This is a genomic window from Paenibacillus sp. RU5M, assembly GCF_900221055.1.
Taxonomy (GTDB): domain Bacteria; phylum Bacillota; class Bacilli; order Paenibacillales; family Paenibacillaceae; genus Paenibacillus; species Paenibacillus marchantiae.
The window spans coordinates 318469-331222 of record NZ_OBQM01000007.1; the positions used below are offsets into that span (position 1 = coordinate 318469).

10 protein-coding genes are annotated in these 12754 nt (G+C 45.3%); 6 read left to right on the forward strand and 4 right to left on the reverse strand.

Going from position 1 to position 12754, the window contains the following annotated elements; genetic code table 11:
• Positions 1 to 232: 232 nt before the first annotated feature.
• Positions 233 to 1690, reverse strand: coding sequence for a glycoside hydrolase family 1 protein (locus CRO25_RS21095; RefSeq protein ID WP_062325655.1), 1458 nt, complete (start codon positions 1688 to 1690; stop codon positions 233 to 235).
• Positions 1691 to 1970: 280 nt separating this feature from the next.
• The gene (locus CRO25_RS21100) at positions 1971 to 2261 is read right to left on the reverse strand and encodes a hypothetical protein (protein ID WP_079696310.1); all 291 of its coding nucleotides are present in this window, start codon (positions 2259 to 2261) and stop codon (positions 1971 to 1973) included.
• A 148-nt stretch (positions 2262 to 2409) separates the two neighbouring features.
• Here CRO25_RS21100 and CRO25_RS21105 point away from each other — a divergent pair, with 148 nt between their 5' ends.
• From CRO25_RS21105 to CRO25_RS21115, 3 genes are all read left to right on the forward strand, one after another.
• Entirely contained in the window at positions 2410 to 3474 is a 1065-nt protein-coding gene (locus CRO25_RS21105; RefSeq protein ID WP_079696311.1) for a suppressor of fused domain protein, read from the forward strand.
• Between the two features lie 18 nt (positions 3475 to 3492).
• Positions 3493 to 4251 (forward strand): LuxR C-terminal-related transcriptional regulator, encoded by a 759-nt coding sequence (locus tag CRO25_RS21110; protein ID WP_079696312.1) that lies wholly within the window; start codon positions 3493 to 3495, stop codon positions 4249 to 4251.
• A gap of 113 nt (positions 4252 to 4364) precedes the next feature.
• A complete protein-coding gene (locus CRO25_RS21115; RefSeq protein ID WP_079696313.1) occupies positions 4365 to 5153 on the forward strand; it encodes a hypothetical protein in 789 nt (262 codons plus the stop codon).
• A gap of 105 nt (positions 5154 to 5258) precedes the next feature.
• Here CRO25_RS21115 and CRO25_RS34175 read toward each other — a convergent pair whose 3' ends face one another.
• Entirely contained in the window at positions 5259 to 7010 is a 1752-nt protein-coding gene (locus tag CRO25_RS34175) for an ABC transporter ATP-binding protein (protein WP_072734614.1), read from the reverse strand.
• 170 nt (positions 7011 to 7180) lie between these two features.
• Here CRO25_RS34175 and CRO25_RS21125 point away from each other — a divergent pair, with 170 nt between their 5' ends.
• The 3 genes from CRO25_RS21125 (at position 7181) to CRO25_RS21135 (ending at position 12018) form a co-directional block, all read left to right on the forward strand.
• A complete protein-coding gene (locus CRO25_RS21125) occupies positions 7181 to 8599 on the forward strand; it encodes an ABC transporter permease (protein WP_072734795.1) in 1419 nt (472 codons plus the stop codon).
• Positions 8600 to 8611: 12 nt separating this feature from the next.
• Entirely contained in the window at positions 8612 to 10126 is a 1515-nt protein-coding gene (locus CRO25_RS21130) for an ABC transporter permease (protein ID WP_079696314.1), read from the forward strand.
• A 65-nt stretch (positions 10127 to 10191) separates the two neighbouring features.
• Positions 10192 to 12018 (forward strand): ABC transporter substrate-binding protein, encoded by a 1827-nt coding sequence (locus CRO25_RS21135; RefSeq protein WP_079696315.1) that lies wholly within the window; start codon positions 10192 to 10194, stop codon positions 12016 to 12018.
• 77 nt (positions 12019 to 12095) lie between these two features.
• Here the strand turns inward: CRO25_RS21135 and CRO25_RS21140 are convergent, their stop codons facing one another.
• Positions 12096 to 12587, reverse strand: coding sequence for a hypothetical protein (locus tag CRO25_RS21140; protein WP_079696316.1), 492 nt, complete (start codon positions 12585 to 12587; stop codon positions 12096 to 12098).
• Positions 12588 to 12754: the final 167 nt, after the last annotated feature.

Consider the following 12754-nt stretch of genomic DNA (forward strand, 5'->3'; position numbering starts at 1 on the left):
TCTGGTTACGTTATCTTCATTCTTTGTTAAAACGGTTGACCCTATGCCCGTAAGCACTTGTTTCGATCAGTTCCACATCAATAAGCGGACAACACGCCAACTAAAGGGCTTCAGATCAGATGATCACCGATGGCCTGCTTTATGTTGGGTTTTGCCCGCTTTATGCGGTAACAATCCGCGAATAGCATAATACTTAAAGCGATCCGGGTTCAAGATAAGGAATCAGACCAAATTATAGTTGCTCACCATTGCTGGCAATTACGTTTTTGTACCAGTCAAACGAATCTTTCTTCGAACGTTTGAGTGTTCCATTACCTTCGTCGTCCAAATCCACATAAATGAAACCATAACGTTTGGACATCTCAGACGTGGACATGCTCACGAGGTCAATCGGGCCCCATGCGGTAAATCCAATCAGATCCACACCATCTTTGATCGCTTCTTTCATTTGTTCGATGTGTTTCTTCAGGTAATCCACACGATAGGAGTCATGAATTGAACCGTCTTCTTCAACACGGTCATATGCACCCAGGCCATTTTCTACGATGAACAATGGTTTCTGGTAGCGATCCCAGAAGTTATTCAACGTTACGCGCAGACCGATCGGATCGATCTCCCAGCCCCAGTCGGAAGCTTCCAGATAAGGGTTTTTCACGCCGCCAGTCAGGTTACCTGTTGTTTCTTCTTTGTCTGCGGATGCAGATTTGGTTACGGACATGTAGTAACTGAAGGAAATGAAATCAACGGTATTGTTGAGCAAGATCTCGTCATCGCCTGCTTCTTTCTGAATCACAATGTTGTTTTCTTCAAAATAACGAGCCATGTAGTTCGGGTATTGACCACGAGCATGCATATCCGTGAAGAAGAGGTTAATCTGATTCTCATGTTGCGCCAGTCGAACATCAACCGGGTTACAGGTCGCAGGGTACGTTTCCATACGAGCAAGCATACAGCCCACTTGGGAACCAGGAATAATCTCATGTGCAAGCTTGGTTACCAGTGCACTTGCTACAAATTGGTGATGCAGCGCTTGATATGTCGTTTGCAGTTGGTTGTCCACTTTATCAATCAGGATACCGCCGCCTGTGTACGGGCTAAACAGCATCACGTTGATTTCGTTAAACGTCAACCAGTATTTCACTTTATTTTTATAACGGTTGAACACAGTCTCTGCATATCTCACATAGTGTCCAATCACTTCACGACCTGCCCAACCATTGTATTTCTGTGTCAGACCCAGCGGAGTTTCATAGTGAGACAAGGTTACCAACGGTTCAATGCCGTATTTCAACAGTTCGTCGAAGACATCGTCATAGAATTTCAAGCCAGCTTCGTTCGGCTCTTGATCGTAACCATTCGGGAAAATACGTGCCCAGTGAATGGACAAACGGAACACTTTGAAGCCCATTTCAGCAAACAACGCGATATCTTCTTTATAGTGATGATAGAAATCAATACCAAAACGTTTAGGGAAACGTTCTTCAATTTTGCCGGAAAGAATCTCTTCAATTCGTGTAGAGGAGATTTCCATGGCATGTCCGCCTGTACGCTTCTCTTTGGGAACATGCGCAATCATATCCGCAGTAGAGAGACCTTTGCCGTCCTTATCGAATGCACCTTCTAATTGGTTGGCAGCTGTAGCGCCTCCCCACAGGAAGTTTTCGGGGAATCCTTTTTTTGCCGTGGTCATAACGAACAACCTCTTTTCGAATTTTATTTGGGTTTTTCCCGAATACAGCGGCTGTATTTCACGCCAAAAAACAAGAAAAACCTAAACTCAAGGTAAAATAGCTCGCAAAAAAAGAGCCTTCATTTCACCATCAGTTTAGGTTTTGCCTGTCTGCACAGTTACAATCCATCAAAAGATGTTATTGTGTATTCGGTTGTTGTTCTCTTGTAATGTAAGCGTAACATATCTGTTTTGCAAAATCAACTTTCCGCTCAATGCACTCGCTGACCACCTTTGGACGTTATCGAGGCATTCGCATAATCGCTGCTCTTAGGGCATTTGTATCCCCGTATTCGAGGTAGCTGGCAGGACTTTCGTCGCCCAATGCAGGAACTTTCATGTCTATCCATCTTAGCGCATATTCACCCATTTCACATAATATAACCTTGCTAATATCTGCCGGAATCCCTCGCTGCTCTGCACATTCAGCCCATTTGGGGTCCACATGTAAATATGATTTTTCAAAGAGTTGCACAAATGAGTCCCAACTGCCTTGATTAAATTCCGCCAGATATAACTCTTTCATACTCATGTAAATTCCCTCCCTGAAATAGACATCGTAACCCCCAAGTCCTACGATAAGCAATTCATCCTTAAGCCGCTTGAAACCGATTTTGAAAAAGGTAGACTTAATTTTAAATGTTTTTCGGGAAAATGGATAGCCAAGGAGGAACACAACAATGACTGAAGAAGCAAACACATCCGGTTGGGATGCCATTGATATAGCAGTTAGCAAGTTATATGGAGATCAGGAACCACTTCACTATGGTACAGCCATTCCTTATATGCTCGGTGGACCTGATCCGCTAAATGGAATTAGCGTATACAAAGTGGATGCCCCCATACCTCACTGGCATTTCATTACCTATGGTTTTTCAGAACTGTATGAGAAGGAATCGGAAGATATCGAGCATAGCGGTTATGGATTTGAAATGACGTTTCGGCTTACCCGGAGTGAGGGTGAGTCCACACCCCCGTCTTGGGCTCTGAATCTATTACAGAACGTTGGACGATATGTTTTTACTAGCGGAAACGTATTTCATGCGGGAGATTACATGGATGCAAATGGCCCCATTTGTCTCAGCTCAGATACATTACTAACCGCACTTTCTTTTATTGAAGATCCTGATCTGACAGAGATCTCCACACCCAATGGAACGGTGAAATTCATTCAGATGGTGGGAATCACCGGTCTGGAACTCGAAACGATGCAAACATGGAACACCCGCGGATTGTTAGCAGCCTTTGTTGAATTCATACCAAAATACGTTACGGATCTCATGAGAAATTCATATTTGGATATCCCCTCAGTGATACAGGCTGTTGAGCGCGGGATTGAAGAGGAAGGTTCCAGTACAGCATTTTTATTCATACAACAACTGGCCTGGACATCTCCACGCAAGAGAATACTGCAAAAAAGTGTACCCGCTGAACTCCAGATCGGAGCAAAACAAGCCCAGATTATCGGAAAAATACTACGTAGCCGCTTTTCAAAAGGCGCTCCACTGTCCCTAATCGGATCAGGAGTGAACATTACGTTCGAAGCCGGGGGGACACCTTCATTTTCTGAGGATGGCAACCAGATTAAGGTAATTGTGCATGAACAAACCGTATCGGAGTTAGTTGCAAACCTTCGCCCAGTCGAGCAAACATTTGAAATTGCTTCACTGCCCGGCGTTCTCTTTCGAATTGCCCGCACTGAAATTACCGATCAGGATGGTCATGTGATCGAAACCATCGGTTGATCACAAGGAGGTAACCATATGTCAAGAACATCTTCCTTACGGAAGAGCTGGTCCGAGAGCGAAAATTATACTCCCGGTATGGCACATATTCAATATTTAACTAAAACCAATCTGGTCAGGATTCGCAAAATCAATCATTTTCTGATTAACGCCTTCCAGCAGAGTCTCTCGGATATCAAAGAAAACCTATCCAGCACGTATCTCTTTCTGCTCACCGACGGGCATGGAGTTCTGCTTGCCATGGATTATAGCCCTGATTTGGAACAGGTGGTGAAACAGTCACCCATCCGCCCGGGTATGATCTTTACAGCTAGAAGCTGTGGCGTCAATGCCATATCCGAATCAATGGATAAACATGGGCCTGTTCAGCTGTCCCCTGAGCAGCATGAGAATCCACTTTTTCAGAACTGGCATTGCTACGCTGCACCTTTGTCGGTCGGTCTTCAACATGTTGGCTACCTGGACGTCTCCACCATTAATGCAGACATCCAGAGTGAGCTGATTGCAATCGCCAAGCTGATCCCGGCCCATATGCAAAATCGGTATCAATCTAACCTTGCCTCGTCGGTAACAGAGCAGCCATCGATTGAATTCACCAAGCGACAGTTAACCATTCTGAAAATGATCTCTAACGGACTGACGGTTAAAGCCATTGCTTTGAAATTGAAAATAAAGGAATGCACCGTAAATCACCATAAAAAAGTGATTTTTAACAAATTAGGTGTACAATCCAGCACGGAAGCTGTTTCAATTGCCAGCCGTCTGTCTTATCTATAAAGGTACACCTATAGATTCCTATAGGTGGTCAACACGAACATCTGTGCTAAGATTTTAGGTACACATGAATTAGAGAGAGAACAAGAACACACACACATTTTCAGGAGGGTAATATGTCTAATCCAAAAAAAGCTTCATTGTTTGCCATGTTAATTATGATTCTGTTGGTTGCTGCAGCCTGCGGCGACAAAGCGGATAACAACGCCAAATCGAAGGAATCCACTGCAACAGAAACCACTGCCGGCACAGATACAGACACAGCCAAGACAGAAGATACGGAGAACACGGAGAGCTCCGAAGCATCCACTTCCGAGTCCAAGGAAACAGATAACTCCAAAGACGTTGAATTGGGAACTACGGAAAAAGGCTCTTACAACAATGACTATTTCGGTGTTTCGCTGAAATTCCCCCAAGCTTGGGAGTTCCAGGATGCCGCAGGCATGAACGAGCTGACTAACGCTTCCTCCGAAGTTATTGCTGGAGATGATGAAACGAAGAAAAAACAAATTGAACTATCTCAGGCCAAAACACTGAACCTGTTGATGGCTTCACAATATCCATTGGACGGAAGTCAAGTTGGCCCTTCCGCCATGGCGATTGCTGAAAAAGTAAGCCTGCTGCAAGGAATTCGTACCGGTAAAGATTATCTGAAAGCAACGAAGAAATTCATGGAGGACAGCCAGTTTCCTTATGAATACAAGGAATTCACAACCGAAACCATCGGTGGCAAAGAGATGGATCTGATGCAAATTACGATGGATGCGGGCAATGGATCAACCATTACGCAAGATTACTACAGCAACATTATTGAAGGTTATGCATTCAACTTCATCTTCACCTATTTGGATGATACTACAAAGGCAGAGATCGACAACATCAAGAAATCCGTTCAGTTCAAATAATACACTCACTGTCACAGTGTCTGCTGTGCATGAATAGAACCCCGGCAATGACCTTCTACAGATCATTGCCGGGGTTCTTTTTCGAGTAAAAATGAATGTTTCACCTTATCCGGAAATGGCCACCCAATGCCCCTCTTTTACTTCCACCCATCGGGACTGTTCCAGATTATAGCGATCTTCCACTTCTACCGTCTCTCTTGGGGCTTCGTTTACAGCATGACGTTTTTTCTTCGCTTCCACAGCCGGGTCCGGAACCGGAATAGCCGATAACAAGGCCTTTGTGTACGCATGCTGAGGGTTCGAATATAGTTCTTCACTTTCTGCTAACTCCACAATCTTCCCATTATACATGACAGCTACACGATCACTGATATGTTTAACCATGGACAAATCATGTGCAATGAACAGGTATGTCAGACCGAGTCGCTGCTGCAATTCTTCAAGCAGCTGTACGATCTGAGCCTGAATGGACACATCCAACGCAGACAAAGGCTCGTCACATACAATAAATTCAGGTTCCACGGCCAGCGCACGAGCGATTCCGATCCGCTGCCGTTGACCACCCGAAAATTCATGAGGGTATCGCTGGGCATGAGCCGGATCGAGACCCACCATCTCCAGCAATTCCTCCACACGTTTTTCCCGCTCAGCGGGGCTGCCGGCAAGATGGTGAATATCCAAGGCTTCCCCAATAATGTCCATAATTCTAAATTTCGGATTAAGCGAGGCATACGGATCCTGGAAAATAATTTGCATATGTCTCCTCATCGTTTTCATCTCTGAGGCAGAGAGGCGGTTGAGCGGCACTCCCTTAAACAGCACATCCCCACCTGTAGGTTCATGCAGTCGTAGAATGGCTCTGCCTGTAGTCGATTTCCCGCTGCCCGATTCGCCTACGACCCCAAGCGTCTCCCCTTGGCGAATCTCGAAACTGATATCGTTCACAGCTTTTAAAGTGTTGCCTTTACCCAAATTAAAATGTTGTTTGAGGGACTTCACTTCCAGTAAAGGCTGATCATCTTCCAGATCGCGTGGCACCAACGAGACGAGTTTCGGCTTTTTCTTCTCATCCAGTCGAGGTAATGCATTCAACAGTCTTGCTGTGTATGGATGTTTCGGATTCGCAAAAATCTCTGTGGTTGTGCCGGATTCCACAATCTGCCCGTCTTTCATGACTACAACCCGATCACACATGCCTGCCACTACTCCGAGATCATGGGTAATCAGAATAATGGAAGTGCCCAACTGTGCCTGCATATCTTTCATCAAATTAAGGATTTGGGCCTGAATAGTAACATCAAGCGCAGTTGTAGGTTCATCCGCAATCAGCAATTCAGGACGGCAAGCAAGAGCAATAGCGATCATCACCCGCTGACGCATACCTCCAGAGAATTCATGTGGGTACTGATTGAAACGTATTTCACTCCGGGTAATACCAACGAGCTCCAGCATGGCAATCGCCTGCTTCTTCGCTTCCCCTCTGGAAAGCTTCTGATGTTTAATCAGACTTTCGGTGATCTGTTTTCCGATTTTCACGGTCGGATTAAGAGAGCTCATAGGATCCTGAAAGATCATGCCGATGTCACGGCCACGGATACTCTCCATCTCTTTTTGCGTTTTATGGACCAGATCTACCCCTTTAAACAGGATCTCACCCTTTTTCATCTGCGAAGGAGGAGAGGCAAGCAGCCGCATAATGGAACGTGCCGTCACACTCTTCCCACTGCCGGATTCCCCTACAATGCCAAGCGTTTCGCCTTTCCGCACTTCAAAACTGACTTCTTTCACCGCCTGAAATTCATTCTCTCCGGAATGAAAAGAAACGGACAACTCATTTACTTTCAACAAAGGTTGCATGTGATCACCAGCCCTCATCCATATTTTCACATGTGCTCATATGTATACTCTTCCATACCTTGACAATTAAATAGACTCTAAATAATATATACTATATCAATCGGAATAATGCAATTTAAAATGAGATGAAAGGAGGCTCGCATGGTTTGAATCTTGCAAAAGGCAGCAAAATGTCACAGCTTGTTTACACCCTGGGATTTAATTATGGCAAAATGCTGCTTCATCCCTCCTATCGATATGTTCTATTTATTCTCGGACTGCCCGTTAATTTGGTTGTGCTTCTGATCTGGCAATCTAGACGAAAAAGGGATGGCTGGGCCGTGGTTCAACAAGCTGTTGAACGCGATATGCTCTCCACTTCTTATCGGGATAAACTTAGGACGGACGTTGAAGAACAGTTGAGGCGTAAACACCGTTTCTTTCGGCAGCAAGTTAGTGAGGCAGAGTTTAAGCGTCAGACCGAGGAGTGGCTGGAGGAATCCGTTCAGAAGGAGTTAAAGGAACGAACGTTCAGCAAGCTTCAGGAACAGGGAAAACAGCGACTGACGATGGCTGATACATTCCAATCGATGATTGATAAACCTTGGTTCCTTGCGATATCAGTTATTCCGGGCTGTCTGATGTACGCCATGATGTTTTTGTATGGCAATCCTTATCTAAAGTACATATTCGAAAGAATTCTGATGACGGTATTCGTCATTCTGGGCGTAGCTACACTTGTATTCACCATCTTGTACCTGTCCCCATTCAATCCGGCGGCCAACATTCTCGGAGAGACAGCGACACAGGAACAGATCGCAGCTTTTAACCATGTCTATGGCCTGGATCAGCCCTATCTTGTCCAGCTCTGGAACAATATCAAGGGCATAGCGCTATTTGATCTCGGCAAGTCTTTTTCAGGGAATGAAGATGTCACGGCTACGATCGCCAGAAAGTTTCCAATCACGTTAACACTGGCCGTTATCTCCTTGCTGCTTGCCCTTGTCATCGCATTGCCAATCGGCATCATCTCGGCGATCAAGCCCAATTCACTGTTTGATTACACATTCATGTTTATTGCATTAATTGGATTATCGATTCCGAATTTCTGGCAAGGACTCATCTTCATCCTGAATTTTTCGATCAAACTGCAGTGGCTTCCGGCTACCTTCAATCCACAGAACTGGCTATCTATTATTATGCCAACGATTGTTCTGGGAACGGGATTAACCGCTGCGGTGGCCCGTATGACTCGGTCTTCCACACTGGAAGTTATTCATGAGGATTACGTGATGACTGCTCGTGCCAAAGGATTAAGCGAACGACAGGTTCTGCTGAAACATGCGGTGCGCAATGCGCTAATTCCAATCGTAACCGTTGTAGGTCTTCAATTCGGAGGCATGCTTGGTGGGGCGGCTGTAACGGAGAAAGTATTTAATATCAGCGGACTTGGAAGCTACATTGTGGATAAACAGTTTATCCCTGATATTCCGAGCATTATGGGCGGGGTCATATACACAGCGATTACGATCTCCATCATCAATGTCGTGGTAGATTTGTTGTACGCTTTTGTCGATCCCAGAGTTCGTTCCAAGATGAAACAATATTAAAGCAGGTGCACTATGACAAAATCGGGTTCACTTACACAAGAAATGCGTTTTCGGCTTAAGTCTTCACAGGAGTACAGTCAGGCGAGCTTCGCCTGGGTCACTTCCCTTCTCTTGTCAGTGTTACTGTTGTTCAACAGTTATGACTGGAGCCTTCAGGAGTTCAGACCATTTCTGCTGACTGTGCTTGGAATCTACCTATTTTTCACGCTGGTCCAGAGTGTGCTGACGCTCCGGATTCGGAGAGACCTGATTCGGCAGGGGACAATCTCTGTGCTGACTCGCAGACTCGCCTGGGTCCAACTGTTAGGTATCATTTCAGGCAATATCTTTATCGTGACGGCTGCTTTTCATCTGATCAAGAAAACAAAGAGCATTGAGTATACATTTGCGGTGTATATGCTGCTGACCCAACTGTTCGTTATTGGGGTCTCGGCACTCAATATGTTTAAACCGTATGTCGCGGATACGTTTTTGCCAGCCATGGCTGTGCTCGTACTTGTCCTTGTCATTGATTTGGTGGTGCTGTTTATCGTATCCCGGTATACCTCAGCCTCGATCATCCCACGCTGGATGCTAAGCGTGAGCGTGATCCTAATTCTGACTTCGGTCACAGGGAATGTGTTCGCACTGCTGCTGGGTATTTCCATCATTGGACGAATCCGCAGGCAGGGTAAACAGAAATCCAACTTCTGGAATGATCTGTGGGAGCGTCTTGCTCCGAATGTCACGGCAATGTCCGGTTTGTTTTTTATCATTTTCCTGTTCTCAATATCGATTTGCAGCTTCTTTACTTTTGATTACAGCATGGCTGTAGAAAATAACTACTCAGCCTTGCTTCAGTCCCCATCGCTCGCCTATCCCTTAGGAACAGATGACTTTGGACGATGTTTATTTTCCCGGATTGTATTCGGTGCCCGTATATCGTTGATCGTAGGATTCATGTCAACCCTGATTCCGGTACTGATAGGCGGTATTCTCGGAGCCTTCTCGGGATTCTATGGAAGACACACGGACAATATCATCATGCGACTGCTGGATATTCTCTATGCCATTCCGGGTATTCTGCTCGCTATCGCCATCATTGCGGCGTTCGGGGCCAATACGGTCAATCTTATTCTCGCACTCAGCTTGGGTTCAATCCCAACTTATGCACGAACCATGAGGGCTAGTGTGCTCTATGTATCTACGTTTGAATTTGTTGAAGCTGCACGTGCACTGGGTTACAACAATCGCTCGATTATTTTCAAACATATTATTCCGAACTCGCTCGCACCCATGATTATCAAGTCTACACTCACGATCGGCGGAGCGGTCATTGCCACCAGCAGTCTGAGTTATTTGGGGCTCGGCGTGGAGCCGCATATTCCCGAGTGGGGCAACATTCTCAAGCTGGGCAGCACGTATCTGGAAACCCATTCGTATCTGGCCATCTATCCAGGTCTTGCGATCATTCTGCTCGTGCTCTCGTTCAACTTTCTGGGTGACGGACTACGTGATGCGCTTGATCCGAAGCTGGAAAAGGCTTAACCGCTGCTACAATATTCAACTCAAATTGAATTCCATTGATTATGAACTTATCTGGAGGTATTTTCATGAAAAAACGTATGCTGATAGCACTACTATTAACTTTTGTCCTTGTGGTCTCCGGTTGCAGTGTGAAGACCAAGACCGAATCCCAGTCAGAATCCTCACCATCGGATACAACAGAAAACACGCAAAACCAAAAACCGGTGGACATCGAATTACTAGCTCAGAGCTCTTCCGAAAATGACGTGAACATTATCCGGGACCAACTCACCAAGAATGGCTTCAATGTTAAGCTGAACCTGCAGCCAGATTACGGCAGCTACAAATCCCAGCAGGATGCTGGCAATTATGACATTGCGCTGTCCAGTTGGACAACGGTAACCGGGAATCCGGATTACGCAGTTCGTTCACTCTTCAAAACAGGCGGAGATTACAGCATTCTGGCTGATGAAGAAATCGATAAACTTATTGACCAGGCTGCTACCCAGACTCCGGACGAATACAAGGATACGTATAAACAATTGGAGGACCGCTTGGTAACCGATCAAGCCTATATCGCTCCGCTGTACATTTCCCTGAAAAGTCAGGCTGTGAACAAAGACATTCTCAATGTAGACACCGTTCGCTTGTCTAAATCCCGCGCCATGGCATGGGAACCGATTGAATTCAAAGACAGCTCCAAAAATACAAAAGAACCATTAATTCTGACACAAACCGCTTCCGTCCTGACTTCCCTTGACCCGATCAAAGGAAATGACGGTTCCATCAACCAACTGAACACCAACATGTATGTACGTCTCGTTAACCTGACAGATGACGATCAACTTACACCAGAGGGTTCCCTCTCCCACAATTTCAGTATTGCTGAGGGTAACTCGGAGTATTACTTCATTCTCAGAGACGATATCAACTTTGCCAAGATTGATAATAAAAAAGCGGTAGATACGGGAGAACGTGTCGGTGCAGATGACGTCATCTTCTCTCTCGATCGCGCCAAAAACAAAGATTCCGTACCAGATCACCGGACATACAGCCTTCACGAACATATCAAGGAAGCCGAGTTAGTAACCGATCTGGGCGCATTGGAATCCGTTCAGCAATCTAGTGGCAGTGGTACGGTTAAAGACGCATTGGAACAAGGGCTTAGCACGAAAATTACGGAACTGGTTACGGACAAAAACAAAGCCGATAACGCTGCCGGAAAGTATCAGGTTGTGAAACTCACAACAACGGAACCTTTCCCGCAAGTATTGAACTATCTGGCTCACCAATCTGCTGGCATTGTGTCCAAAAAACAGGTCGAAAGCATCAATACGTATGATGTAGCTTCGTTTGACGTGAATAAAGACATTCCTTATGGCGATCAGAATACCGTGACTGAAGGTGCTGCGTACAACAACACCCTGTATGCCAGCGGCCCATATATCTTGGCATATAAAAATGATTACGAAGGTGTATTCTATCAGAATCCCGGATACCGCAAAGGCTCTGAGTATGCACCCAAAATCTCTCAGGTGAATGTTCGATTCATCTCTGATGCCGACAGTGCGTTGTCTGCTCTTCGCAGCAGTGAAATCCACCTGTACTACGGAGTATCCGAAACAAAGTATGACATCATCAAAAATGACAGCAAGTTGCAATTGCAGAGCATTCCGAGCAATGCGGTTTCCTATCTGCTGTTCAACACAGCCAATCGGGAAGTTGCCAAGAGCAGTGATCTGAGAAAATCCGTGCTCTACTCCATCAATCAGGATGACATTTTGCAGTTCTACAAAAACAATAAACTTAAGGCATACTCTACAGTAAGTCCACTCGTGCAGACCGGGAATGAATTGAAGTCCGATCCGGCAAAAGTAAAAGAATTCTTGAGCGCCTACCAGGCTTCCAAGTAACAATTAAGATAAACGGCTGTCACCCGGATCACTCCAAGATCCGGATGACAGCCGTATTATTTTATAGAAAGAATATATTATGATGAGCAGTCTGCCTGATACCTTCGCTGTACGTCAGGAAGCAGAGTGACGATCTGGATTCCCACTCCCCAGGAAAAATAGACCAGATGGATAACAGATATATGCTGGATCCAGTATACCTGCACCATAATCCAGATGATCAGAGCAAATCCTGTATATAACGAGAACGTCCATCCCCAGTATTGATTCGAGGAGAGATTCAGTTTCTCACCTATTTCCCAGTGAGTGCGACGAAGGAGTGAAATGGCAATGATCATCGGCATAACACCAAGAACCAACAATAGTATAATTCCAGGGATCAGAAAACTGCCAAAATGGGAATCCTCCAATAATGAATCCGGCATATGGACGAGATTTCCCGAAGGATCGATAATGAGTGCTCCCCCTCCAACCATCGCACCAATGCCCAGTAACCTCTGCATCATAATGAGCGCCCACGATCTTTCAGGTACACATTCACGCTTTATTCCATTATCACTAGTCCTCATCCCTCACCCTCCAGACATTGTTATACAGATATACTGAACGTTCTATTCCATTTTCACATATGGAAAGGGCTGAATCCTGTGCTCTTTCTCACTAAAATCGTCCCAAAAAATTCGATTATGGTAAAACTTGATAAAAGAACGTACGTTCGGTATAATAGAGATATACT